Source organism: Sphingomonas sp. Sphisp66 (assembly GCF_047324325.1).
Classification (GTDB): Bacteria; Pseudomonadota; Alphaproteobacteria; order Sphingomonadales; family Sphingomonadaceae; genus Sphingomonas.
In genome coordinates, this window is sequence record NZ_CP168508.1 from 3,379,676 (window position 1) to 3,404,785 (window position 25,110).

Sequence of the window (25,110 nt, forward strand, 5' to 3'; positions counted from 1 at the left end):
CCAATCAGATGTGGACGTTCAGACAGAGCTAGGGTCCAGCCCTCGGGGGTGGTCGAAATCGGTGGCGATCGTGACGTCGCGCCAAGCGTCGATATCGCTGCGGAAGGCAGCCAGCTTTCGCTCGGCGATCGCATGCGCGATCGGGCCGAGCGGCAAATGCAGGGGAGCATCATCAGCATCGACCGCCTGCAGGATCACCGCGATGGCCTTGTCGGGGTCGCCCGCCTGATTGCCGTCGTTGGTTTCGCGGTAGTGCTTGCGCGAGCTCGCGGCGTATTCCGGCATCTCGTTGACGGCCATCGTGATCGAACGGCCAAGAAAATCGGTGCGAAACGGGCCAGGTTCGACGATCAGCACGCGAATGCCGAACGGCGCCAGCTCGCCCGCGAGCGCCTCGGAAATCCCTTCCACGGCAAACTTGGCCGCGTTGTAATATCCGCCGCCGCCGCCGCCCGCGATTCCCGCGCCCGACGACATGTTGACGATCGTTCCGCCCGAGCGTCGCAGGAAAGGCAGGGCAGCTCTGGTCGTCTCGATCAGACCGAAGACGTTCACCTCGAACATCGGCCGATATTCCTCTGGCGTACCTTCCTCGATCGCGCCGAACAGTCCGTAGCCGGCATTGTTCACGAGCACGTCGAACCCGCCAAAGCTCTCGACCGCCTTTGCGACCGCCGCCTGCGCTGCCGCCGCATCGGTCACGTCGAGTGGCAAGGTGATCATGCGGCCGCCGAAAGGCTCGGCGATCTGCTGGATCGTCTCGACCCTGCGGGCGGTTGCGATGACCTGATCGCCACGCTGCACGGCAGCGAGCGCAAGTCGCCGGCCGAAGCCGCTCGAGCAGCCTGTGATGAACCAGGTTTTCACGACCGCTTCTCCGCGCTGTTTCCGGACGCGGCAACGCTGTCGCCACCACGAACCGTCATATCGGCCATGATCGACCAGTCCTTTTCGCCGAAGCCCGCCGAGACGGCTTTGCCGAGTCCCTCGCGGACAGCTTCGAGCATCGGGAGCGTGCGTCCGATGTCGTTGCCGGCCTCGGTCGCCAGACGCATGTCCTTGATAGCGAGCCTGGCTTTGAAACCCGGCTCGAAGGAGCGTTCCGTGATCTGCGCGCTGTAGCTCTCATAGGCGCGGCCCGAGAACAGGGTGTTCAGGATGAGTTCGAAGAAGTCCGCACGGTCGAGGCCGACGTTCTCGGTGAGCACGACACCCTCGGCCATCGCTTCGATAGCCATGGCGATCATCATGTTGCAGGCGAGCTTCGCCACATTCGCCCGAGCCGGGTTCTCCCCCAGCTTCCAGACCTTCTTGCCGAGTGGCGCGAGCAGCGCCTCGATCGCGGCAATTGCATCCGCCTTCCCGGCCGCCAGGATGTTGAGCTGGCCGCTCGCAGCCACATTCGGTCGACCCAGGACCGGTGCGGACACATAGCCGATGCCCGCCCCCCTCGTGCAGGCGCTCCAGTTCCCGTGCGAACGCGACCGAGATCGTCGATGTGACGACATGGGTCAGCCCTGGTTGCGCGCTTTCGAGGAGGCCGGCATCGACAATGACCTCCCGGATGGCGGCATCGTCGGACAGCATCGTGAAGACTGCATCAGCCTCAAATGCATCCGCTGCGAGTTCGACCAGGGTCACGCCTGGAACACTATCCTGGGCGACCTTGCTACGATTCCAGGCCCGAACATCATGGCCTGCCTTCACCAGGTTCAGGGCCATTGCCGAGCCCATACTGCCGAGACCGATGAATCCGATCTGCATGTTCTGTCTCCTGTTGTTCGGATGAGAGATGTTCGCGGGATCGGCGCGGCCCATGCTGTTGGACCGATCGACCCCGTCCGCATCCCCTCCTAGACCGCTCGGTGAACGTCGGAAGTCAGGCGGCGAAACCGCCGTCGATCGTGTGCATCGCGCCGGTGATCCCGCGAGCCTGCGATCCGGCGAGATAGAGCGTCAGGCTCGCGACTTCGTCGGCGGTGCCGTAGCGCTTGATCGCCATCGGCTCGAGCATGCCAGCCGCTCGCGGACCGTCGGCCGGGTTCATGTCTGTGTCGGTCGGTCCTGGCTGGATCACGTTGACCGTGATCTCGCGCGGACCCAGATCGCGTGCTAGGCCCCGTGCCATGCCCTGCATCGCCGCCTTGGTGAGCACGTAGGCCGCAAGGCCCGGAAACGGCATGCTGTCGGCAGTATTGGATCCGATGACGAGGATGCGGCCGCCTTCGGGCATCAGGCGCGACGCTTCGACGCTTCCGAAATAGGCACCCCTGACATTGACGTCGATCATCCGGTCGACGTCATCGGCGTCGAGCGTCAGGGGATCCCCGAACACCAGCAGGCCGGCATTGTAGACGAAGATGTCGATCGGACCAGCGTTACGGATCGCCGCGATCAGCTCGTCGCGCGCGCCCGCATCCGCCCGTAGCGCCTGCGCGCCCGTCTCGGCGGCAAGCTGCTCTGCAGCGCCGGCCGAAGCGGCATAGGTGAACGTCACCGTTGCGCCGGCGGAAGCGAATTGCCGCACGATAGCGGCCCCGATGCCGCGGCTGCCGCCGACGACGAATACCTTGCGATCAGAGAATTTCATGGTGCTTGTCCTTCAACTGGAGAAAGGATGTCTGCGCGTGCCGTTCGCGGTTGCCCGAGCAACGCGCGATATTGTCAGAGCGTAGTGCCCACAGTCCGAGACACGGTCGCATCGGTGCAGCGGGGAACGTCGGCCATCACTTCTGCTGTCTCGGCAGATGCGAGCGCTGCATGCAGAGCGTCCTCGTCGCGGAAGCGGTAGATGCCCACGGAAACATCCGCGGCGTCGGCATCACGTGGGAAGAAGGCGGAGGCGCTCTCCAGCCCGTGTGGCTGCCAGCAGGCAAGCGCCAGGGGAAGATGGACATCGACGTAATGGTCGCGATCGAAATAGGTGCCGCCGCTGCACGTGACTGTGAGGATTGCGTGTGCCATGGGCGAGCATGTGGGCCGATCAACAATGATCGTAAACTTACAGGATTGAACTCTCTCCGTTCAATATTGTGGGTCGCTCAGCGGCCGTTGAGGCGCTTCAGGTCAGCTTGGTCGGAACACGCCGGTCCCAGCCATCCTGGTGGGAAGCGTGTCGTCCTGAAAAAGAGTGATAACGAATGTCATCCAAGGTATTTGCTGCTGCGGCCCTGCTCCTGACCTTCTCTCCGATATGGGCACAAGCACAGGTCAGTCCCGTCCAGACCGGCAGCGACATCCCAAAGGAGTGGCACGAGCCCGCCAGCGACCAGGATTTCGTCAGGCGTGAGGTGATGATCCCGATGCGCGACGGCGTGAAGCTGCATACGGTGATCGTGCTTCCGCGTGGCTCCGCCCGCGCGCCGATATTGCTTGAACGGACGCCCTATGACGCGAGCTCATTTCTTTCAGGCAACAGTCCCAGGCTCCGCGATCGGCTGTTGCCGGGCGATCGAATTTGGGCGGACAACGGATACATCATGGTCGCGCAGGACATGCGCGGCAAATACGGGTCCGAAGGCACGTATGTGATGACTCGGCCTCCGATCGGTCCGCTCAATCCGACGAAGACCGACGATACCACCGATGCCTTTGACACGATCGACTGGCTCGTGAAGCATGTCCCGGAAAGCAATGGCCGCGTCGGGATGATCGGGTCTTCCTATGACGGCTGGGCAGTGGTGATGGCGCTCCTGGATCCCCATCCCGCATTGAAGGTGGCAGCACCCGAAAGCCCGATGATCGACGGCTGGATGGGAGACGACTGGTTTCAGCACGGCGCATTCCGACAGAAGATGTTCGACTATTTCGCCGAGCAGACCAGCGCGAAACGGGAAGGCAGCGCGATCTCCCGGACCGGTCGCGACGACTATCAGGAAATGCTCGATGCTGGCTCGGCCGGGGCCTATGCTTCGGCCCACGGCATCGATCGGCTGCCCTGGTGGCAACGCATGTCCGCCCACCCCGCCTATGATGCGCTTTGGCAGGGCCAGGCCCTGGACAAGATCATCGCCGCACGTCCTTCCTCCGTTCCGACGATGTGGCTGCAAGGGCTATGGGACCAGGAGGACATATACGGGGCCGTCCACAGCTGGGAGGCGCTGAAGGCGAAGGGCATGGCGGCGAACAACCATCTCGCCATGGGGCCCTGGTATCATAGCCAGATCAACGGACGCGGCGATGCCCTGGGGCCCCTCAAATGGAGCGGCGACACCGCCGCCTATTTTCGCCGCGAGGTGCTGGTGCCGTTCTTCGACACCTATCTGCGCGACAGGAAACCCGCGCAGCCTACCCCGCATGTCATTATCTATGATCCGGCGGAAGACAGATGGGACAGGTTTGCCGACTGGCCCGGTGCCGGTCCCGAGGCGCTGACGCCGATGTATCTGCAACCGGGGGGCGGCCTGGCGCACACCCGTCCGGCATCGGGACGCCAAAGCTATGTATCCGATCCCGCCAAGCCGGTGCCGTTCGAGCAACTTCCGGTAAGGATGGGCGACCATGCAAGCTGGTCGACATGGCTTGTGCAGGATCAGCGCTTCGTATCCACGCGGCCTGACGTGCTGAGCTACCAAACACCGATCCTTGAAAAGGCGGTGCGCGTCCAAGGCGCGCCCTTCGCCGACATCTTCTTGAGCACCACCGGCAGCGACACCGATGTCGTGGTCAAGATCATCGACGTGTATCCGGCGACCAATGCCGACGCGCCCGAACTCGCCGGCTACCAGCTTCCCGTAAGTCTCGCGATCTTCCGGGGCCGGTATCGCCAAAGCCCCGAACACCCGACCGCAATTCCCTCTGGCGTAGCGCAGGAATACAAGTTCAGGCTGCCGACGGTGAACTACACGTTCAAGCCCGGTCATCGCATGATGGTCCAGGTGCAGTCGTCGTTGTTCCCGTTGTACGACCGAAACCCACAGACCTATGTGCCCAACATATTCTTCGCCAAGCCCGATGATTATCGGCCCGCGACCATCACGATCGAGCACGGCATGTCCGGCGCGAGTGCCGTGTTAATGCCGATCGTCGCGTCATCAACAACCGCCGAGCCATAAGGCACTTTCTGGCGCGCGATTATTTCGATCGAACGCTGCGTGACGATGTGCGCCAGCCTCCAGTGCGGCACTCGTGTCGAGCGATCTCGAACGCTGTCGAGATCCTACCCCGTATCACCGTGTAAAAAGTCCAGCGGTCGCCACCTCGACCCGCCTTCGGGCGGCGGTCTCGTCATCCCCGAAGCGGTCGACCGCCCACGAAAGCGCCGTGACCAATTCGAACAGCTCGGTGGCTGAAACGGAGCCGATCGCATCGCCCGCCCTGTGCGCCCGTTCGGCCAAAGCGCCGGTCTGCGCCACGAGCATGGAGACGGCCGGGTTCATCGACGAGTCCGGCGCGATCTGGGCTTCTGCCACGCATTGCGGCAGATCGTGCCAGATCCTCAGCCGCCACGTCAGCCAAGCCAACCACTCGGCCAAACCCTGACGCGGAAGCTCGTCGCGCATCAACGCCTCTGCCTTTGCCCTCGCGTCGGCGAGATCCGCCTCCATGACCGCCGCCAGCAAATCTTCTCGGGCGGGGAAGTTGCGGTAGAGAGTCGCGTTCCCGACGCCGGCCTTGATCGCGATCTTGTCGATCGAAGCGAGCACTCCCTCAAGTTCAAAGATGTCGCGTGCCGCGCGCAGGATCGCATCGCGATTCCGACGCGCATCGGCCCGCAGGGGACGGGGCGCTGGCGCACCTGGGTCAACCGTCATCATCCGCCCTTGAATAAGTGGGGATAGTCCCCAGATAAATGCGGGGACGATCCCCACTTAGATTTGGAGTAGCGCATGACCCTATCCTCAAGCAAGCCGGCAGCGACGCTCGACGGCCGAGTTGTCCTCGTCACTGGAGCCAATGGCGGGCTAGGCGAGCAATTCGTGTGGCAGGCGCTCGAACGCGGCGCGGCGAAGGTATATGCAGCGGCGCGGACGCCCAAGAATTGGCCCGATCCGCGCATCCAGCCACTGGCTCTCGACATCACCGATGCCGATGCCGTCACCAACGCGGTCGCAGCCGCAGCCGATGTAGACATGCTCATCAACAACGCCGCGATCGCACCGGCGGACGACACCCTTTTCGGCCCGGAAGAGGAAGCCCGTCGCATCTTCGATACCAATTTTTTCGGCACACTTCGGCTCGCGACCGCCTTTGCGCCGGTGCTGGCCGCCCATGGCGGCGGCACATTGGTCAATGTGCTGTCGTCGTCGGTGTGGGTCAGCCTTCCTACGTCCTATGCCGCCTCGAAAGCAGCGGCCTGGTCAGCCACCAACGGCTTGCGCTTCGCGCTGGAGCAGCAGGGCACACAGGTCGTTGGGCTTCTGGTCGGCATGATAGACACACCGATGTCCGCGCAATATCACGTGCCGAAGAGCAGTCCGGAAAGCGTCGTGACCCAAGCATATGACGGGATCGCGGCGGGGAAGCTTGAGGTGCTCGCCGATGAGCAGACCCGCGACCTCAAATCCAGGCTGAGCACCGATGCCGAAGATCATTATCCTTGGCTTCATGGTGCGCTGAAGGCTTACTTCGGATCGTGACCATCATCAAAGCTGGTTAGATTCCCAGCCGTGCGGCAGCTTGCGACCTCCCAAATCTGCAAGCTGCCCGGCAGCAAAATCCCCATTCCCGCCGCTCCTGCTGCCGCCTAGAGCCAGATGAAAGAACGGCGGCTTCTCGGAGATGGGGGCCGGCTGAACGGCCACTTTTGAGGCGCTTAGCTGACCGGCGGATTACGCGGGAGCTCTCCAGCGGCGTGCCCAGTAACAGATCTAATAATTGCGTGGTCAATATCCGCCGAAGCCTTCCGGCATTGGCAACCCTGCTCTGACAATGCGGACCAAGTGGCCCAGCGCGCCAACCTCACGCTGTGCCTTCCACGCGGCGCCGATGCTCCAGGCCCCTTCCTTCCCCTCCACAGGCAGAAGCCTCAACCGGCCGGGAAGCAATGCTTCCGAACTGACCGGCACGATGGCGCAGCCCAGCCCTGCTGAAACCAGTGCGAGGACCGTTTGTATATCATCGGCTTCCTGCATCACCTTCGGATCAAGAGCGGCGGAGCGACACCAGACTCGAACTTGGGCGGCGAGCCCAGGTCCGCGTGCCTCCCGCAGCGCAATGAAGTCCTGTGTTGCGAGCCAACTTCGCAATCTCGCTCCCGAGGGGATGTCCAGATTCTGAGGAACTGCGATCGCAAGACGGTCGGATGCCAGCGGACACGCCGTCAGGTCCGGTGGCGCGGGCAAACGAATGAAACCGAGATCGAGTTCGTCCCTTCTAAGTCGGTTGACCTGCTCCTGCGAAGAGTAGTCATCCATTGATACGGACACGCCGGGATGCGCGGCACGAAAGCGAGCGATAAGCCGGGGCGCGACCGCGATCGTCGACAGCCCGAAACCAATATTCAAATGGCCGATCTGACCATCGACGGCACCACGCGCATCGTGCAGCAAGGCATCCGCATCCCGAACAAGCCGCCGAACCTGAGGAAGGAGAAGGGTCCCGAGCGGAGTCAGGCGCACGGGCTGCCTGTCACGATCGAAAAGTTGACCGCCGATTTGCTCCTCGAGCGCTCGGACCCGTTTCGTCAGCCCAGGCTGGGTAATGTGCAGTCGCTCGGCGGCATGGCCAAAATGCCCCTGATCCGCAACCGCCAGAAATGCGCGTAGTCGCTCAACGTCCATTCCAATCAGCTATCACAGGCGACCATATCTTTCATTGGAGTTTTGCAGCGCGAAGCTGGCATCGGTGGCTCAGGAGGCCCCATGACCAGAAATCTTTGCGTTGCGACTATCCAGTTCCAGCACCGAGCAGGAGACAAGGACCATAATCTTTCTCGAATAGAACATTTTGCCCGACAGGCGGCGACCTCGGGTGCCCAACTCGTATGCATGCCGGAGATGTGCATTTCCGGCTACTGGCATGTGCCTTTCCTCAATGAGGCAGGACTGCATGCAATCGCGGAGCCGGTGGACGGCCCGAGTGTGGTGCGTGTGGCTTCACTCGCACAACATCTCGATCTGGCAATTGGCGTCGGCTGGCTCGAACTCGGCGAAGACGGATGCCTCTACAATGCCTATCGGGTGTGCTTTCCGGATGGCAGCGGCCACACGCATCGCAAACTCCACGCCTTCGAGCATCCGCTGATCGCGTCCGGCGAGCGCTACACGGTTTTCGACACTCCCTGGGGTGTGAGACTGGGTATTCTGATTTGTTGGGACAACAATCTCGTCGAGAACGCACGCGCTTGCGCCTTGCTCGGAGCCGAAGTCCTGCTGGCACCGCACCAGACAGGGGGAACCAACTCACTCAGCCCGCGAGGCATGAAACCCATCCCCGTCGAATATTGGGAGGAGCGCCATCTCGAACCCGAACGGTGCAAGCAGGCATTCGCGGGCCCAAGCGGCCGAGCCTGGCTTATGCGATGGCTCCCTGCGCGTGCGCATGACAACGGGCTCTTCATCGTTTTCAGCAATGGCGTAGGCCGCGATCAGGACGAGGTTCGCACGGGACACGCGATGGTCCTCGATCCCTATGGAGACATTCTCGGGGAGTCGGCTTCCCTGGACGACGACATGGTCGTGGCCCAACTTGACCTGGACCTGATTGCTACGAGTAGCGGGCGGCGATGGATGCGCGGACGCCGACCAGAGCTCTATGCGAGACTGACCGAACGGGACGGAACCGAGTTGTCGCCACATGCGACCCGGTTCGGAGGCGACGGCCACGCCAAGGCATCGGCATGCTCAAGCGAGTATCCGAGTGCCCTGCCCCGCGTCAGCGGGTGCCAATAGGGCGCGTGGCGTTTGGCGAGCAGCGCTCGCGCGCTTCTGCTGTCGAGCAGTTGGTTGCGAACGATACGCGCTTCGCCGGGAGCGACGCTGCGCAGTTTTAAAACGTTGCCCAGTCCTGCGACATCGCGGCGGAGGAAACGGGTTGCGGAAAACGGACCTGGGCGGCAGCGCCCGCCCGGATGACGGTTTCGGTTCGGCCGGTCGCCCGAGTACCCAGATCGAACTTCGATGCCTGCTGGCCAAGCGCGGTCACTTCGCTCGACAGATTACGAGCCGCCGCTGACGTCTGCTCGACCATGGCGGCATTCTGCTGGGTCGTCTGGTCCATCGTCCCGACCGCCGTCGCGATTTCGCTGATCGCCGTCGACTGGGCCTGGTTGTCGGATGCCATCTGCGCGAGCAGGGTATGGACCTCGCCGACATCGGCGGAGATCCCGGCGAGCGCGCCGTCGACGCGCTGGACCATCTCGACGGCCGAGACGATGTCGCTCTGCGTCGCGGTTAGCTGGTCGCGGGCCCGCCCCGCTTCTTCCTCGGCGCGCATCGCCAGCGCGGAGACCAGGTCGGCCACGACCGCGAAGCCGCGCCCAGCCTCGCCGGCACGGCCGGCCTCGACTGCCGCGTTCATCGCAAGGACCCGCGTCTGGAACGCGATTTTGTCGAGGCCCTCGATCACGCTGTCGATGCCCTTGGCCGAGTCTGCAACCCGCGTCATCGCCTGCACCGCGTCGTCGGCGATACCGCGCCCGCCTGCGACCGTGGCGATGGCGCCATCGGCCCTGGCCACGGTACGCTCGGCCGCCTGGGCGGTGGCCTTGAGGCGACCGTCCATCTGGCTCACCGCCGCGGAAGTCTCCTCGAGGCTGGCCGCGTTGGCCTCCGTGCGCCGCGCGAGGTCCTCGGAAGCCTGGGCGATCTCGCCCGAGCCGGTCTGGATCGTGGCGGTGCTTTCCATCACGCGGCCAATCAGCGTGCGCAGTTCCTGCAGCGCGGCGTTGAAGTTGGTCTTTACCGATTCATAGGCCGGCGAGAAGCTCTCGACGATCTCGCTGGTCAGGTCGCCCTGCGCGAGCTTGCCAAGATTGACCGCAAGCGTCTCGACGACCTTCTGCTGCTCGGCATCGGCGGCTTGCTTGGCCACATCCGCGGCTTCCTTGACGATGGCGGCATCGCGGAATACCAGCACTGCCTTGGCCATCGCGCCGATCTCGTCGCCGCGCCGCGTGCCCGGCACGTCGATACCGTTGTCGCCACCGGCAAGCCGGTTCATCGCACCGGTCATTTCCGCGACAGGCTTGGCGATGCCGCGCGACAGCAACCAGCCGAGCAACCCCGCCAGGGCGAGCGAGATCGCACCGCCGACCCATATCGCCCAGAAGGCGCTCGCCGCCGCCGCGTCCTCGGCCTCGATGCGCATGTCGACGCGCTGCTGCTGCGTCGTGTCGATCGCGCCCACGGTCGCGCGGATGTCGCCCAGCATCTTCACCCCCGAAAGCCGCGCTGCCTCCGCGCGCGTCGCCGGGTTCCTGGCAAGCGCGATGACCCGGTCGAGCTTCTCGCGCAGCGCCTGTACGTCGGCGACCAGCTTGTCGACACGGCCAAGCTGCTCGGCCGAGGTCGAGTCCTGCCTGAAGGCAGCCACCGCCTGCTGGAACTTCCCGTACCCGGCCCGATAGTCGTCGACAAAGGCCTCGGTCCCAAGCAGCGCGAAGGCCCGTGCGGCATTCTGCTGCTCGAGGACGTTGCTCATCATCGTCTGGACATGCGCCATCGCCCGCAGCGAATGCTCTTTGTCGTCCGCGGCGCGGCGCAGGCCCGACAGGTTCGTGACGACCACGGCCCCGACCAGCCCGAAGACCGCGAGAATTCCGGCGAAGGCCAGCAGCAGCTTGCGTTTGATGGGGATGTTGTCGAGCGACACGCGCGATTCCCTTGTTCTTGGACCCTGGTCAATCCGACCCGCCGCCGTGGCCCGTTCCCGGCATCAGGAAGATTACCCAATGTAGAGGGGCGGAAGCGCCGACCGTTCTTGTGAACAAAATTTCATCCAGAATGGATCTATGCCGGTGCCCGCCTCGGATCGCGGGCTGTTGCGCTCCAGGCATCCTGCTCGGGACGCTCACCTGGGCGATCGACTGCTGAATCCGGTCGGGGCGACCGTCCTCTATAATGGAGTATAGCTAACCCATTGATTTGAGACGAACGACGTGCGGCAGCCGATCATTGCAATCGCTCGGGCGCTTCGGTTGCTGGCCCTCAGCGAAGAGCCCGAAGTCATCCTCGCCCAGCACCGTGAAGTCACGCGGCAGGTCCCGTGGCTCTATTCGCTGCTGATCGTCAACACCGCCGCGGTCGCATTCACGCACCGCGAAGTGGCACCCGCATGGCTGACGCTTGCGATGCCGCTCGGCCTTTGCACTATCTCGTTGCTGCGTATCGCCAAATGGCTCCTTATCGGGCGAACGCCGGTAGCGGTAGCCGGCGCCCGCAGCCAGCTGAAGCGCTCGATCGCCTTTGCCGGTGCCTTCGGTCTTGCCTCCGTTGTATGGTCGCTCAGTCTCACGCAGTATGGCGGGCCGTTCCAGCAGGCCCATGTCGCGGTGTATATCGCCGCGACGGTCATCGCCTGCATCTTCTGCCTCATGGCGCTTCCCCAGGCAGCCCTTCTCGGCTGCCTGCTGGTAACCGGTCCCTATCTCGCCCATTATCTCCTCCAGGACAGCGCCGTCTGGAGGGCGATCGCCGTCAACATCGCCCTGGTGTCGCTGGTGATGATACGCGTACTGCTCAACAGCTTCCGTGCGTTCGTCGAGCTCGTCCGCTCCCAGCGCGACATGGTCGCCAAAAATGCGGAGACCGAGCGGCTCGGCGAGGAGAATGCCCACCTCGCCATGACCGACAGCCTGACCGGTTTACCCAACCGGCGCTATTTCTTCATGCGGCTGGAAGCAGCCATCGAGGCGGCGCGCCATGCCGATCTGCGCTTCGCGGTGGGCGTGCTCGATCTCGACCGCTTCAAGCCGGTCAACGACACTTATGGGCATGTGCTTGGCGACCAGCTGCTCGTCGAGGTCGGGCGCCGGCTTTCCGTCCTTGCGACCGACGACATGGTGGTGGCCCGGCTCGGCGGGGACGAGTTCGGGGTCATCCTCTTTGCCGGTTGCGACGGGGCACAGGCAATCGGCGAGAGCCTTTGCCACATGATCCGGCAACCCTATTTGATCGAGGATCTTCGCCTCTCGATCGGCTGCTCGGGCGGTTTCGCGATCTTCCCGGACGCCGGGCATTCCGCGCATGCCGTATTCGACCGCAGCGATTTTGCGCTCTACCATGTCAAGTCCGAGGCGCGGGGCCAGTGCGCATTATTCTCTCCAGCCCATGAGGACAGCATCCGGTCGAAGCACAGTATCGAGGCCGCGCTCCAGGCAGCGGACTTCGATCGCGAGCTCGCGCTGTATCTGCAGCCGATCGTCACGTTGGACTCGATGCGCACGACCATGGCGGAGGGTCTCGCGCGCTGGCGCAGCCCGGCGCTCGGCAATGTCCCGCCCGATCTCTTCATCCCGGCGGCCGAGCGCCTGGGGCTGATCCACAAGGTCACCCGGGCGTTGTTTCGCCAGACCCTGGATGCCCTGGCCGCCCTTCCCGATGGCTTCCGCATCTCCTTCAACCTATCCGTCCACGACGTGGTCTCGACGGATATGGTGGCTTTCCTGCTCGCGGAGATGCGCCGCCGCGCGGTCGCGCCCACGCGCCTGCAATTCGAGCTCACCGAGACCGCGCTGATGCAGGACTTCGAGCAGGCGATACGCGGCATGCATGCACTCAGGGACGTCGGCTGCACCATCGTCCTCGACGATTTCGGAACCGGCTATTCGAGCCTGAGCTATCTGCGCCGCTTCCCGGTCGACAAGGTCAAGGTCGATCGAAGCTTCGTGACCAGCGAAGGCGGCTGCGACAAGGACGTACTCGCTGCCATCAAGGGGCTATGCGACCATCTGCGTCTGGGTTGCGTCGTGGAAGGCATCGAACGGCAGGGGCAGCTCGATGTCGTTCGGGCGCTCGGCTATGGCGCGGCGCAGGGATATCTGTTGGGCAGGCCGATGCCAGCCGCCAAGTTCCTGTCCCGCATCTCCGCGCCCGTCGCGCGGGATTCGGGCCGCGTGGCGGCCTGACCGCCTCGCAGCGTCGGCGCAAAGCGCGCCGCTAGATGTCCGAGGCGGCACGCAGGGCGTTCGCGTCCGGTGCCTGCTCGTGATTGTCCGCCGCGTTTCCGTCCACGCAAATCCCGTCGCCGGTATGGTCCGCGCAGCGTGGGCCGCATCCGGGCAGGGCAAGGGCGCACAATGCAAGAAGGGCAGCTCGCCCCATGATCGCCTCCGACTAGCTATCCCCGGCGCGCCCGGCGAATCGCCGGAGAAGCACGCACGGGTTTCCATAGCCGGGAAATGTTGAATCAAATTATCCGCAAATCCAGCGCAAGTCGCGCAACCTTTTGAAAACCGATCCGGTATAGTGGAGATCGCGAGAGGTCTTTCATGGACTGGAAAACACTCAGGAGTTTCGTCATTCGCCATCGCATGGCCCTGCGCGATATTGGCGTGGTGCTTGCCGCCATGGCAGCGCTGACCTACTGCGCGTTCGCCTTCGACATCTTCGAGAACGAACCGGGCATCGGCATCAGGCAGGCGGAAATCGAGCTCGACGAGGCGCTCCTGCTCGGCATCTGCCTCGGTGCCGGCCTGCTGCTTTTCGGGATATCCCAATATGTGCGGCAGCGGCGGGAGATGTCCAAGCGGCTCGCCGCCGAACGCGAGGTACGCAAGCTCGCCTATCAGGACGTGCTCACCGGCTTGCCCAACCGGCGCAAATTCGAGGACGCGCTGGATGCTGCGATCCACGCGCCGCCGCGCGCCGGCGCCGCGCATGCCGTGTTCCTGATCGACCTTAACGGGTTCAAGTCGGTCAACGACATTCACGGCCACGGCGCGGGCGACGCGCTGCTGCTGGTCGTCGCGCAGCGCCTGCTCGCCGCGATGCGCGACGGGGACATCGTCGCCCGCTTCGGCGGAGACGAGTTCGCGATCCTCGCCACGCATCTTGCCGACCCGGAGGCGGCGGCGAATATCGCGCTGCGGGTCATCGAGGCCCTGGACGAACCGGTGAACGCTGCGGGTGCGTCGCACCGCGTCGGTGCGGGCATCGGCATCGCCCTGATGCCGACGGACGCCGCGACCGCGGAGGAGTTGTTGCGCAAGGCCGATGTCGCGCTCTACCGCGCCAAGGCCGAGCGGCGCTCCGCCCTGCGCTTCTTCGAGCCGGCCATGGATGCGCGGCTGCAGGAACGCGCGGCGCTCGAGGCCGGCCTGCGTACCGCGCTCGACGAAAACCGGATCGAAATCGCGCTGCGCCCCACCCGGGACCTGCGAACCCACGCCGTCACCGGCTTCGACGCGGCACCGCGCTGGCTCGATCCGCGGAACGCCGGCATCGCACCCGAGCGCTTCCTGGCGATCGCGGAGGAAGTCGGCCTGATCCACGCACTGGGCGAACGCATCCTGCGCCTGGGCTGCGCGGCCGCCCGGGCCTGGCCCGAGCAGGTGACACTGGGCGTCAGCCTCCATGCGAGCCAGCTCAGGGATCATTTGCTGGCCGCGCGCTTCCTGCGCATTCTCGGTGAGGCCGGTATCGCCCCGTCCCGGTTGGAAGTCGCCATCACCGAAAGCGCCTTCGTCGCGGACCTCGACAATGCCCGCAGCAGCCTCGGCGCGTTGCAGAATGCCGGCATCCGCATCGCGCTCGACAATTTCGGCACCGGCTATTCGAGCCTCTATCATCTGCGCAACTTCCGGCTCGACAAGGTTAAGATCGACCGCAGCTTCGTCCAGGCGATGACCGAGGAACGCGAGAGCGCAAGCATCGTGCGGGCATTGATCGGTCTCGGCAGGGGCCTTGGCTTCACCGTGGCCGCCGAAGGCATCATCGCCAGCGACCAGGAAGGCGCCCTGCTCGGCACCGGGTGCGAGCAGGGCCAGGGAGACCTTCTCGGCACGCCGCTGGGTGCCGAGGAAGCGGCCGCGCTTTTCCCACAGGCCCGGATCGGCCAGGCCGGCTGAGACCGGCGGGCACCCGCGTCCCGTTATGCCAGTGACGAAGGGCAGGCGTACATTTGCGTCGGGCTGGCATCGCGAAGCTCAGTCGGGTTCGTGCCGCGGCAGCGCCAGCGACACGATCGCCCCGCCCGAAGGCGCGTTTTCGGCCCGCAGCGATCCCCCGTGCGACTCGACGATGGTGCGCGAGATCGACAGGCCGAGGCCCATCCCCTCTTCCTTCGAGGTCAGGAAGGGTTGGCATATCTTCTGGAGCAGTCGGTCGGGAAAGCCGGGTCCGTGATCGCGCACCGCGATCACGATCATCTCGCCTTCGATTCTGACATCGATTTCGGGCGGGCGCTCGGAAATGCCCTTCTGCGCCTCGCAGGCGTTACGGACGAGATTGAGCACGACCTGCTGGATCTGGACGCCGTCGCAAAGCACATAGGCGGGCTCTTCGGGAAGGCGGCACGGTACCTCGCCGGCACAGATGCGAAGCGCCGAGATCGTCGCGAGCGCTTCATCGAGAATCTCCTCGACGGACACGATGGCCCGTTCGCCCGATCCTCCGGAGACGAGCCTTCGCATGCGCTGGATGATCTCCCCTGCCCGCTTGATCTGGGTGCCGGCATGGGTGAGCTGGTCGACGATCACCGGCCCAGGCTCCACCGTCATGCCGGCGGCCAGGAAGCGGCCGGTGCTCAGATAGTTGCTCGCGGCAGCGAGCGGCTGGGTGAGTTCGTGGGAAAGGGTCGCGGCGAGCGAGTTCATCGCGCCGATCCGCGCATAATGCGCGAGTTCGCGCTGCAGCGCTTCGTGCCTCTTTATTTCCGTGATGTCCTGCGTGGTCCCGTGAAACCCGGTGATCGTCCCGGCCTGGTCGCGCGTCGGCACCGCCGACAGGCGATGGATGCGATTCCGCCCGCTCGGCAAGCTGACCTCCAGCTCCCAGGTCGCTGGCAGCCCTTGCTCGATGAGCCGGGCACGCGCCTGCCGGTCGGCTTCGATCGAAGCCTCGGAGAACATCGACGGCGACGCCTCGGTGAGCGCGCCGAGCGCCGGATCCCGCTCGTACATGGCATAGAGCTGGGGCGACCAGGTGACGCTGTTGTCCCGGAGATCGAGGGCCCAGTCGCCTATCTCGGCGATCCGCTGTGCTTCCTCGAGCCTGGCCCTGGCCGCGGCGGCTTCGGCTGCCCTCGTCTCGCGGTCGCGGATCATCCGCACCAGCATCCAGGCGAGCAGGATCGTGGCGGCGGACAGCAGCGCGCCGCCGATCGCGAAGAGCCGGGCGCGGCCGCGGGGCTCGCGCAGCACCTCGTCTTCGAGGATGCTGTAGCTCACGAACAGCGGATATCCCGGCACCCGCCGGTGACTTACCATGCGCAAGCGGTGATCGAGCGTGCCGGGCCCGGTGAAGCTGCCGGCCTGGGTCGCTCGCTGCTTCTGGAAGAGCAGCCCGCCGCGGACGTCCTCGCCGGACGTGGTCTTGTCGCCGGTGGCACGCGAACGTATCGTCCCGTCCAGCCCGACCACCCAGGCGGATTCGGATGGCTTGACCGCCACCTTGCCGAAAATCTCGGTGAGCTGGGAAGGCTCCATCGCGATCAGGATCGTATCGCCGCCGCTGCCGCCGGCTTTAGTGCCGGCTTTGGTGCCGGGCACCTGTTTCGACAGCCAGATCAGGTTTTCGCCGCGCGAAGGCGCATAGATCGGCTTGTTGACTTGCAGCGTGTCGTCTGCGGTGCCCGGATGCGGCAGGGCGTTGAAAGCCTGGATGGCCTCTGCCCGCTGCCCGGGCTCGCGCAGCGTGGTGGCAACGAGCCTCCCCGCCGCGTCGAAGATTTCGAGATTGGCGAAATCCTCGTCATTGGCGATGGCGTCGGAGAGTAGTCGCGGGCCTGCCGCATCCTCCTGCCGCTCGAAATCGCCCGCTGGCCGCGCCGAAAAATGCAAGGCGGCGTGATCGGCATTGTCGAGGGTCTGCGAGACGAACTGCTGCAGCATGAGCACCCGGTCGTCATTCTGCTCGCGGGCAAGATCGAGTGCGGTCTCGCGCTCAAAGGCTATCTGGCGTCCGATCAGGCCCCATATCAGCAGCAGCAGGGCGGCGGCGACGCCCGCGACGAGAAGCAGGGAAGGAACTCCCGAAGAGGCTTTCTGAACTTTCGGAGGAAGCTTCCGGGTATCGGACATCGCTGGCAATCATCCTGTCGCGGGCAGCATGTAACGCACCAGTTTCGAACATGGATGATCCTTGCCGCGCAAGTCCGGGCTCGCCCTGGTGCGGGCCCGCAGGATGGCTGGAGACTTGGGAGCTGCTCGGAGGTGTCGACCCCGCCCGGGCATCGGTACTTCGTACCGTCCACCGCGAGTTGCCCGGCAGGCGACGAGGCCCATAAGGGCTCGTCGCGCAATCACGAACTCGCCGCGGCGCCGGGCAGCCCGCCGCGCGTGCGGTTCGGTCTCGCGTACCGCACGCGCCGAGGGGGGCTTCGGGGTCGCGGCAACCGTCGCCAGGCTCTTCGGCACCGGCATGGGGCTGAGCGCCAGGCACCCTGGCCTGGGCAACACCGATCGCCGCCGGCGACGCCAAGTACCGCAGGCCGCCCGTTGCCGCAAAGATGCGGCGATGCCCGATGACGCGCCCGTGGATCCACCTCACCGGCCCGCTGAAACCGCGGGCCGGTCACCAGCCCCCGCCGTCAGTCACCCGCCTTGCCGGTCGCGACATCGCCGCTTGTCGACGCCAGCACGATCTCGCCGGAATGGCTGGCGTCCACGTCGCGGCCGAACAGCGCAGCCAGCCGCCGGGCCAGCAGCTCGGTGTCGTCGACCCGGAACCGCCCGGACACGCGCTGCCCGGCGAGCGCGGCATCTGCCAGCCGGATCGGACGCCGGGCGCCGCGGTTCGCGAGCGCGACAAGTTCGGCGACCGGGGTCGCCTCGAAGTCGCGCGCAGCGGCCGAGGGCGAAGGCGCGGCGCCTGCCGGCGTAGCCGTCGGCTCGGGCGATACCGGCTGCGCCGCGAAGGACACGCCCTCGCCCGTCGCGAGCCTGCGGATCGCCGGCTGTATGTTCGACACCGGGCGCGGCAGCGCGACGTCGACCGCGCCCTGCAGCAGGCGGACATCGACCTTGCCTGCGCGGGTCAGCGCCACTTCGAAGATCGTGCCGCGCGCGGTGACGCTGCCGCCACCGGCCTGGACGATGAAGGGACGCGGCTCGTGCGCGACTTCGAACCGTGCCTGGCCCTGGAGCAGCCTCAGGTTGCGCTGCCGGACGGCGATGTCCACGTCGAGCACGGTCCCGTCGCCGAGATGCACGGTCGATCCGTCCGCCAGCCGCACGACGCGCGTCTCGCCGGCGATCGTCGAGATCCTGCGATGATCGGTCGCGGCGGCGATGCTTTCGGTAGGATTCGGAGCCAGTCCCGAGCGATGCAGCGCGGTCCAGCCACCGATGCCGGCCACGCAGGCGGCCACCGTCGCCAGCGCCCATGCCGGCACCCTGCGCCGTCGGGCCGGTGCCGGTAGGGGAACCGACTGGTACGGCTCCGACAGCAACTTTCCCATAGCAAAGATCTCGGCGGCGCGGTTGTACGCGACCAGATGCTCCGGATCCTCTGCGAGCCATGCCTCGAACTCGGCGCGGCTCTCCCCGGCATCGGGGCTGCGCATCCGCGCGAACCAGTGCGCGGCCTCGCGGGCGAGTGCCTCGCCATCGTCCTCCGCGCGCCCGTCGGCGCTGGTCATTGCCCAAGGTCCTTGCCGATCCGCACCAGCGCTTCGCCGACATGCCATTCCACCGTGCGGATGCTGATGCCGAGCTGAGTCGCGATTTCCTTGTAGCCCAGGCCATCGGTGCGGTGGAGCAGGAACACCTCGCGCGTACGCGGCGGCAGCGCGTCGACGGCGGCCCGGTAGCGCTCGCGCAACTGTGCCAGCTCGATGCCATCCTCCTGGGTTGCGCGGGTCGCGGGTTCGTTCGCTTCGTCGATCGGCACGTGCGGCGTGCGGATCGACAGCCGGCGCGAGCGGTCGATCATCAGGTTGCGCACGATCCGGTTGAGGAACGCCTCGGGCTGGCGAACCTCCTGCGAGGCTTCGGACTTCAGCAGGCGCGCGAACGCATCCTGCACCAGGTCGCCTGCCTCCTCGCTCGAGCGCAGGCGCGCGCCCAGCCAGCGCCGCAGGCGCGGCGCCTGCTCGCGGTAGAGCATATCGAAGCGTGCCTGGCCGCTGCCCCCACCACCGGGGGCCTCGCCAGGGTCGTCGTCCGGCCGCCGCATCCGCGTTACCGCGTGCAGCTGCCGCCGCGCGGGGCGCGGACATGAATGGTCGATCGCACGAGCGCCTGTCTCGTGCCGGGCAATGCCTCGGAAGATTACCGCCGACCGTGATGGCCGGAAGCGCTTGATGCCTGGCGGTCAGTCCGCAGCGGGCTGCCGGCTCGATACCGCGCTGCGGCCCGAGTCTGCGTCAGTTCGCGGCCGTTCGCAACAGCTGGCGGACGGCGCTGGATTCTTACTCCTCCGCCAGGGGGGCCGGACGCCGCCTGTCGGGCGCGCCGCGGCGCCCCGCAACCCGGCGATGCCGGGTGCTCCGCTGGCGCTTCGCCCTTCGGTGCGGGCCACCGCTTGTGGCGTGCCCGGTGTGCGTCGCTGCCGGCCCCTCCTGGCCGGCGGAAGGAGCAGATCATGTCCGACGACGAAGCCACCCTGAAGCGCGACATGCGCGCCGCGGTCGCGGCGCTGCCCGAGCTGGAGCGCTCCGTGTTCCGGCTGTGCGCGGTGGACGGGCTCGACTATCCGGCGATCGCCGAGCGGCTCGGCATCGATATCGAGCAGGTCGAACGACTGCTGGTCGCGGCGCTGATCGCCATCGATCGCCACCTCGACACGGCGTCGCGGGCGCGCAGTCTGGTCGAATCCGGCGCCAAACGGCCCGTCACCCGGTTGCATCGCCTCGTGCGGTGGCTAGGGTTGGATTGATGCGTACCGACCTCGATCATCTGCCCCCGGCCAAGCAGCGCGAGCTGGAGCGCGTGGTGCAGATCCTGTTCGAGGAATTCCGCGACGCGACCGCGACCGCCACGGTCGACTGGAAGCGTCAGGCGCGCATCCTCAAGGTCATCCTCTACGGCAGCTATGCGCGCGGTGGCTGGGTCGACGAGCCGCATACGGCGAAGGGCTACCAGTCCGACTTCGACCTGCTGATCGTCGTCAACCACGAGAAGCTTACCGATCGTGCCGCCTTCTGGACGAATGCCGAAGAGCGACTGAACCGAGAGTTGGCCGTCACCAAGACGCTGCGCACACCGGTCAACTTTATCGTGCATACCCTGCATGAGGTGAACGACGGGCTGGCGCACGGGCGTTACTTCTTCATGGACGTCGCCCGGGATGGGATCGCTCTGTATGAAAGCGACGGCACGGAGCTGCACAAGCCCACGCCGAAGACGCCGCAGCAGGCGTTGGCGATGGCTCAGGAGTACTTCAGCCAATGGTATCCAAGCGCGGGCGAATTCTTTGACGACTTCAGGTCGAATGCCGATCGAGGCCGCAACAACAAGGCTGCGTTTGAGCTCCATCAGGCCACGGAGCGCCTTTATCACTGCGTGTTGCTGGTGTGCACCTTCTACACACCGCATGTGCACAACCTAGGTTTCCTACGGACTCAGGCGGAGCGGATCGATCCGCGGCTCATCGATGCGTGGCCGCGCGACACCCGAGCAGACCGCGGACGCTTCGAAAAGCTCAAGGAAGCATACGTGAAGGCGCGCTACTCAAAGCACTATCGCGTTAGTGTCGAGGAGTTGGCTTGGCTCGGCGAGCACGTAGAAGAGCTTGGCCGAACTGTTCAAGTCATCTGCGAGGAGCACATCGCAGCTCTTGAAAGAAGCGCGGCGGCGTAGAACAATCGACCCCCAGTTGATCCGGGCTTGGCGCGGCAGTTTTGCGCCCCAAGAGCGGTCATTCGGCACCATTTCAGCGCACCCCGAAAGCGGACTGTCGTTCATGCAGGCGCTAGACATCCTCTATTGGGTGGCAGCTGCCGCATCGCGGCGAAGCCAATTTGGGTCAACGCGTTCACTCAGCGGCCAATTGTGGCCGTGGAGACGAACAATGGGACACTCACATTATGATCCTGTCGCGCAGTGCCGGCCTGCGTGGAACGCCGGAAAGACCGTCGGTGCCAAGCGACCGCTGACACAGAAGCAAATCTGGGCCGTTCGTTTCTTCCTGGATCGTGAAGGCCGCGTCCGCGACAGGGCGCTGTTCGACCTGGCGATCGACAGCAAGCTGCGGGGCTGCGACTTGGTGAAAATCAAGATTGGCGATCTCGTATCTGGAGCTGACATCAGGACAAGGGCGATCGTCATCCAGCAGAAGACCGGAAAACCCGTGCAGTTCGAGCTGACGGCCGATGTCAGAGCAAGCTTGTTCGCTTGGTTCGAACGCCGCGGCGGCACAATCCACGATTATGCTTTTCCAAGCCGAGTCGACCATGCCGGCCACCTCAGCACGCGCCAATACGCTCGACTTGTCGATGAATGGGTGGAGGCAGTCGGACTTCGCCGTGCCGAATATGGCACGCACTCGCTACGGCGCACGAAGGCATCGATGATCTACAAGGCCACGGGCAACCTTCGCGCGATCCAGATTCTGCTAGGCCACACGAAGATCGAGAACACTGTCCGATATCTCGGCGTCGACATTGAAGATGCTCTGACCCTTGCTGAACGAACGGAAATTTAAGGCTAGGGCGGCCCATCCGTGCTCAGGATGGGCCGCTCTGATGCCGGACTACTATGCGCCCCAGTAGTTTCATCACTGGCCCACGTGCCGACGGACACGTCTTTTCGGCACCGAATTGCCGGCGCACATGACCGCAGGCCGCTGAATACGGCTGGCGAGCGCCGAACGTGGCGTCGGCTGCGGGCCGGGTTTGTCGATGCAGCTTGACGCGAAATGTGCTGAATAGCCGCCGTGAATTTCATGCAATTCCTCAAGTCGCTCGACGACCTGCTCTACGAGATCATCACCTGGCTGGTCTTCTATCCGGTCACGCTATGGCGGACGATCAGGCATCCTTTCGCGATGATGGCCTATGCCGACAGCGAGCTCGGCGATACGCCTGAGCAGCAATATCCCGACGTCCTCAGTCCGCCGATCTTCCTGCTTCTCACGCTGCTGCTGAGCCACACGATTGAGCTCGCCCTTGTCGGGCAGAGTGCGATCGTGGCCGAGAAGCAGGGGCTCGCGGGATTGATCAGCGACGACACCAGCCTGCTGCTCATGCGGCTTCTCTTCTTCGCCGTCTTCCCGCTCATCATGGCGGTGGCGATGCTGCGGTGGCAGAAGGAGAAGCTGACTCGCGACAGCCTGAAGCCGCTATTCTATGCGCAATGCTATCCCGCCGGCGTGTTCGCGCTGGTGCTCGGTATCGGCGGGGTGTCGACGCAATTCCACGGGAACCAGGCATTTCAGGTCGCCGGGCTGGGAATGACTCTGAGCGCCTTCCTCTGGTACGGCGTGCTGCAGACTTTCTGGTTCGCCCATGCGTTGCGCATCTCCAGGCTGCGCGGCTTCGGGATCGCCACGTTGACGATGGTCGAGTGCCTGCTGGTTTTCGCGCTGCTCGCCGCCTTGCTCGCCTAGAAACCGCCGCCGCCGCGCCAGTCGCCCGCGTCACAGCGGCCGTTGAAGCTGGTAGCAGCCTTGATGCGGATGATACCGGTGCGGCGATCGATCTCGAACCGCGGCTTGTTAAGCCCGTTCATCCGATATTCGCCGGTGATGCGGTCGGGTGTGACTACCAGGTTCTGAATGTCCCACCATCCGTTGTCGCCGCCGCTGTGGATCGGTGAGACCAGCTTGCCCTCGGGCCGGATGCGGCCGCGACCGTGCCAGATTTCGATCTGGAGATCGGAGGAGAAGCCGTCGCGGCCGAGCGTCGTGCCATATTGCGGCTCGAAGCGATGGCTGCGCGAATTATAGACATAGCCCGATTGATATTGCGCACTGGGCGTGCTGCCGCCGCCATAGCAGACGAGCGTGATCGACGGGCCGAACCGATCGCCGGCTCCCGCTCCATAGTCGGGGCCACCCGGACGCGTCGCAGACGGAGCATAGTCCGGACGGGAAGGCTGGCCGCCGCCGCGATTGCAATTCGCCTCCGGTACCCGCTCGATCGCTGCATAGCGTCCGTCGGAAGTCGCCACTTGGACGCACTGGCGCTGGCGATCACTCCACCACAGGGACCATTTGGTATCGCGCACCGTGTTGACGGTGATGAAGGCATATCCTCTGGCCTCAAGCTGGGTCTCCCCGCCGGCCGCACGGGAGCCTACCAGATCGGCAAGATCCGGAGCGGACTGGGCGGAGGCAGCACAAGGCGCAAAGAGCGCGATCGCAAGCAGAGGTGCAAGGCGTTTCATCACAATCGCAATCTCCATGATCGTGCAGTCGATATGTCGATAGGGCCGGCGTTCCGACGTGAGAACGCGCCCACCGGCCGAGCCTACCAGTCCTCGGAGCGAAGGATAAGCCCGGTCTGCTTTCGTCACAACGCCGGCGCGTGTGGAATGCGGCCGCGATGGCGCGGGCGAAGAATTATCTTTAGCGGGAATGGCACGCGCGCTGCAGCGCGTGCGTTAAATCGCAAACAGCCAACAATGGGTCGCAAATCGATGGACCGCAACGAACGCATCGTTGCCGTGGGGCTACTCACGGCCAAGGACCTGGAGCGGCTCGGCAAGGGGTTCGACCTCGCGTTCGCGATCAAGCCCGATGCCGATTTCGATGACCTGATCTCCCAGCTCGAGGCAATCGAATGGAGGGGAGGCAAGCCGCCTGAATGACGCGTTGCCCGGGCAGAGGAAGATTGCCTGCCTGGGAGAAGTTGTCGCTGGCCGGCTATCGGGCTCCGCCTTGACGTTATCGCAGATCGACCTGAACGGATTGCGCGTTCATCGTGGCATTGCCGAAAGCGGTCAGGAAAGCGACGTCTGCCGCGTCGCGGCCGATGCCGATCTTGGCCATGTCGCTCTCCCTCGCCATGCCGGTCGCATCGACAAGATGCCACGCCCCGCCGACGAACACCTCGGCGACCGCATGGAAGTCAGGAGGTTCGACGCCAGGCGCATAAACGCTCGCCATCCTGGCGGGCACTCCGGCGGCGCGTGCCAGCACGATCATGACGTGCGCGTAATCACGGCAAATGCCTTGTCGTTTGACGAACGTGTCGAGGGCAGTGGTCTCGGCGTCGCTTGCCCCGGGCACATAAGAGAAGTGGCCGGCAATCCAGTCGCGCATCGCCATAATCTTGGCGCCGCCTTCGATACCGCCGAACTCGGCATCGACGAACGGCTGAAACTGATCGGACGGACAGTAGCGCGATGCCATCAGATATTGGACCGTTTCGCCGGGAAGCTGGTGAGGCGGGATGATCGGCAGCGACAGGCAATCGTCCAGGTCGCGCGCGATCGTCACGCGCGCCTGATAATCGACCAGCAGCCGTCCCTCGACGCGGAGCCAGATGCGCTCTCCGATCATGTCCTGCGCAGGTACCCGGGCAAAATGCTCGGTCGGCGAAATATCGAGCCGCGCTGTCTCGATCACCTGCTCCGGTATCGCGGCTGCCTCTATCTGCAGAAGAACATCGGTTGGGCAGTCGAACCAATAGTCGAGCCGGGTCCGTATCTCGATACTCATCTGCGTCCCGCATTGCCGAGCCGCCGCGCATTTCCGGTCGCGGTGCGATGAATGGGGGCAAGGGCAGCCTCATATAGTTTGGCGGTGGCGGCGACTGCGTCCAATGCATAGTCGGCGCTCTGGCTTGCCAGAGCGGACGCCTCCGCGAGCGTTGGCGTCCTTCCAGAAAGCATGGCCAGGCCGACCCGTTGCATCTGGCGCATCCAGGAAGCCTGCATCTTCGCCGTGTCACGCATGACCGCGCCGGCGCTTCGCCCGAACGCGTCGACCTTCTCGGGACCCATCCGCGCATATTCGGAGAGATCGGACTGTGCCGGCCTTCCCGCGTCACGGCGCATCATCTCGCTCCGCGCGCCGATCACCGTGCCTGACGCCTGGAGCGTCTCGATGCCCCGCCACCAGGTCGATTGCATCTCGAAGCCCGCCGCGGCGACGCGCGACCAGGCAGTGAAAGGGTCAATCATGGCCA

General features: G+C 64.9%; 23 protein-coding genes and 1 pseudogene. 10 read left to right on the forward strand and 14 right to left on the reverse strand.

Going from position 1 to position 25,110, the window contains the following annotated elements; translation table 11 throughout:
• Positions 1 to 18: 18 nt before the first annotated feature.
• From ACEN8G_RS15195 to ACEN8G_RS15215, 5 genes and pseudogenes are all read right to left on the reverse strand, one after another.
• Positions 19 to 867, reverse strand: coding sequence for an oxidoreductase (locus ACEN8G_RS15195; RefSeq protein WP_413413678.1), 849 nt, complete (start codon positions 865 to 867; stop codon positions 19 to 21).
• The gene (locus tag ACEN8G_RS15200; protein ID WP_413413679.1) at positions 864 to 1,430 is read right to left on the reverse strand and encodes an NAD-binding protein; all 567 of its coding nucleotides are present in this window, start codon (positions 1,428 to 1,430) and stop codon (positions 864 to 866) included. Before ACEN8G_RS15200 ends, ACEN8G_RS15195 begins: the two co-directional genes overlap by 4 nt.
• A gap of 85 nt (positions 1,431 to 1,515) precedes the next feature.
• Positions 1,516 to 1,818, reverse strand: a pseudogene (locus ACEN8G_RS15205) (NAD(P)-binding domain-containing protein); the annotation flags it as partial.
• A gap of 61 nt (positions 1,819 to 1,879) precedes the next feature.
• Positions 1,880 to 2,590 (reverse strand): SDR family oxidoreductase, encoded by a 711-nt coding sequence (gene bdcA / locus ACEN8G_RS15210; RefSeq protein WP_413413681.1) that lies wholly within the window; start codon positions 2,588 to 2,590, stop codon positions 1,880 to 1,882.
• A 74-nt stretch (positions 2,591 to 2,664) separates the two neighbouring features.
• Positions 2,665 to 2,964 carry an EthD family reductase gene (locus ACEN8G_RS15215; RefSeq protein WP_413413682.1) on the reverse strand — a complete coding sequence of 100 codons (300 nt, stop codon included), beginning with the start codon at positions 2,962 to 2,964 and terminating at the stop codon, positions 2,665 to 2,667.
• A gap of 176 nt (positions 2,965 to 3,140) precedes the next feature.
• On the opposite strand from ACEN8G_RS15215, the gene ACEN8G_RS15220 reads away from it, so the two are divergent.
• Positions 3,141 to 5,054, forward strand: a complete 1,914-nt coding sequence (locus tag ACEN8G_RS15220) for a CocE/NonD family hydrolase (protein ID WP_413413683.1) — start codon at positions 3,141 to 3,143, stop codon at positions 5,052 to 5,054.
• A gap of 114 nt (positions 5,055 to 5,168) precedes the next feature.
• On the opposite strand, the gene ACEN8G_RS15225 is transcribed toward ACEN8G_RS15220, so the two are convergent.
• A complete protein-coding gene (locus tag ACEN8G_RS15225) occupies positions 5,169 to 5,756 on the reverse strand; it encodes a TetR/AcrR family transcriptional regulator (RefSeq protein ID WP_413413684.1) in 588 nt (195 codons plus the stop codon).
• 72 nt (positions 5,757 to 5,828) lie between these two features.
• On the opposite strand from ACEN8G_RS15225, the gene ACEN8G_RS15230 reads away from it, so the two are divergent.
• Positions 5,829 to 6,578: an SDR family oxidoreductase gene (locus tag ACEN8G_RS15230; RefSeq protein ID WP_413413685.1), complete on the forward strand. Its 750-nt coding sequence runs from the start codon at positions 5,829 to 5,831 to the stop codon at positions 6,576 to 6,578.
• Positions 6,579 to 6,824: 246 nt separating this feature from the next.
• Here ACEN8G_RS15230 and ACEN8G_RS15235 read toward each other — a convergent pair whose 3' ends face one another.
• Positions 6,825 to 7,721, reverse strand: coding sequence for a LysR family transcriptional regulator (locus ACEN8G_RS15235; protein WP_413413686.1), 897 nt, complete (start codon positions 7,719 to 7,721; stop codon positions 6,825 to 6,827).
• Positions 7,722 to 7,802: 81 nt separating this feature from the next.
• Here ACEN8G_RS15235 and ACEN8G_RS15240 point away from each other — a divergent pair, with 81 nt between their 5' ends.
• A complete protein-coding gene (locus tag ACEN8G_RS15240; protein ID WP_413413687.1) occupies positions 7,803 to 8,831 on the forward strand; it encodes a nitrilase family protein in 1,029 nt (342 codons plus the stop codon).
• Between the two features lie 97 nt (positions 8,832 to 8,928).
• On the opposite strand, the gene ACEN8G_RS15245 is transcribed toward ACEN8G_RS15240, so the two are convergent.
• A complete protein-coding gene (locus ACEN8G_RS15245; RefSeq protein ID WP_413413688.1) occupies positions 8,929 to 10,752 on the reverse strand; it encodes a methyl-accepting chemotaxis protein in 1,824 nt (607 codons plus the stop codon).
• Positions 10,753 to 11,038: 286 nt separating this feature from the next.
• On the opposite strand from ACEN8G_RS15245, the gene ACEN8G_RS15250 reads away from it, so the two are divergent.
• Entirely contained in the window at positions 11,039 to 13,006 is a 1,968-nt protein-coding gene (locus ACEN8G_RS15250) for a putative bifunctional diguanylate cyclase/phosphodiesterase (RefSeq protein ID WP_413413689.1), read from the forward strand.
• 405 nt (positions 13,007 to 13,411) lie between these two features.
• On the forward strand, positions 13,412 to 14,947 hold the full coding sequence (locus ACEN8G_RS15255) for a putative bifunctional diguanylate cyclase/phosphodiesterase (protein ID WP_413413690.1): 1,536 nt from the start codon (positions 13,412 to 13,414) through the stop codon (positions 14,945 to 14,947).
• Positions 14,948 to 15,025: 78 nt separating this feature from the next.
• Here ACEN8G_RS15255 and ACEN8G_RS15260 read toward each other — a convergent pair whose 3' ends face one another.
• From ACEN8G_RS15260 to ACEN8G_RS15270, 3 genes are all read right to left on the reverse strand, one after another.
• Entirely contained in the window at positions 15,026 to 17,119 is a 2,094-nt protein-coding gene (locus ACEN8G_RS15260) for an ATP-binding protein (protein ID WP_413413691.1), read from the reverse strand.
• Positions 17,120 to 17,628: 509 nt separating this feature from the next.
• On the reverse strand, positions 17,629 to 18,678 hold the full coding sequence (locus tag ACEN8G_RS15265) for a FecR family protein (RefSeq protein ID WP_413413692.1): 1,050 nt from the start codon (positions 18,676 to 18,678) through the stop codon (positions 17,629 to 17,631).
• Positions 18,675 to 19,145: an RNA polymerase sigma factor gene (locus ACEN8G_RS15270; protein ID WP_413413693.1), complete on the reverse strand. Its 471-nt coding sequence runs from the start codon at positions 19,143 to 19,145 to the stop codon at positions 18,675 to 18,677. Before ACEN8G_RS15270 ends, ACEN8G_RS15265 begins: the two co-directional genes overlap by 4 nt.
• 477 nt (positions 19,146 to 19,622) lie before the next feature.
• Here ACEN8G_RS15270 and ACEN8G_RS15275 point away from each other — a divergent pair, with 477 nt between their 5' ends.
• The 4 genes from ACEN8G_RS15275 to ACEN8G_RS15290 all read left to right on the forward strand — a co-directional run bounded on the left by ACEN8G_RS15275 (position 19,623) and on the right by ACEN8G_RS15290 (position 22,586).
• Positions 19,623 to 19,916, forward strand: coding sequence for an RNA polymerase sigma factor (locus ACEN8G_RS15275; RefSeq protein ID WP_413413694.1), 294 nt, complete (start codon positions 19,623 to 19,625; stop codon positions 19,914 to 19,916).
• Positions 19,916 to 20,839: a HEPN domain-containing protein gene (locus ACEN8G_RS15280; protein ID WP_413413695.1), complete on the forward strand. Its 924-nt coding sequence runs from the start codon at positions 19,916 to 19,918 to the stop codon at positions 20,837 to 20,839. Before ACEN8G_RS15275 ends, ACEN8G_RS15280 begins: the two co-directional genes overlap by 1 nt.
• A 211-nt stretch (positions 20,840 to 21,050) precedes the next feature.
• On the forward strand, positions 21,051 to 21,683 hold the full coding sequence (locus tag ACEN8G_RS15285; RefSeq protein WP_413413787.1) for a tyrosine-type recombinase/integrase: 633 nt from the start codon (positions 21,051 to 21,053) through the stop codon (positions 21,681 to 21,683).
• A gap of 240 nt (positions 21,684 to 21,923) precedes the next feature.
• A complete protein-coding gene (locus ACEN8G_RS15290; protein WP_286711956.1) occupies positions 21,924 to 22,586 on the forward strand; it encodes a hypothetical protein in 663 nt (220 codons plus the stop codon).
• On the opposite strand, the gene ACEN8G_RS15295 is transcribed toward ACEN8G_RS15290, so the two are convergent.
• Positions 22,583 to 23,365: a hypothetical protein gene (locus ACEN8G_RS15295; protein ID WP_286711955.1), complete on the reverse strand. Its 783-nt coding sequence runs from the start codon at positions 23,363 to 23,365 to the stop codon at positions 22,583 to 22,585. The genes ACEN8G_RS15290 and ACEN8G_RS15295 overlap by 4 nt on opposite strands.
• A gap of 252 nt (positions 23,366 to 23,617) precedes the next feature.
• Between ACEN8G_RS15295 and ACEN8G_RS15300 the strand changes: the two genes are divergently transcribed.
• Positions 23,618 to 23,788 (forward strand): hypothetical protein, encoded by a 171-nt coding sequence (locus ACEN8G_RS15300; protein ID WP_289024851.1) that lies wholly within the window; start codon positions 23,618 to 23,620, stop codon positions 23,786 to 23,788.
• A 76-nt stretch (positions 23,789 to 23,864) separates the two neighbouring features.
• Here the strand turns inward: ACEN8G_RS15300 and ACEN8G_RS15305 are convergent, their stop codons facing one another.
• Together ACEN8G_RS15305 and ACEN8G_RS15310 are read right to left on the reverse strand one after the other, a co-directional pair.
• Positions 23,865 to 24,641, reverse strand: a complete 777-nt coding sequence (locus tag ACEN8G_RS15305; RefSeq protein WP_286711953.1) for a transglutaminase-like domain-containing protein — start codon at positions 24,639 to 24,641, stop codon at positions 23,865 to 23,867.
• Positions 24,638 to 25,105, reverse strand: a complete 468-nt coding sequence (locus ACEN8G_RS15310) for a hypothetical protein (protein WP_286711952.1) — start codon at positions 25,103 to 25,105, stop codon at positions 24,638 to 24,640. The genes ACEN8G_RS15305 and ACEN8G_RS15310 overlap by 4 nt, the downstream gene beginning before the upstream one ends.
• Positions 25,106 to 25,110: the final 5 nt, after the last annotated feature.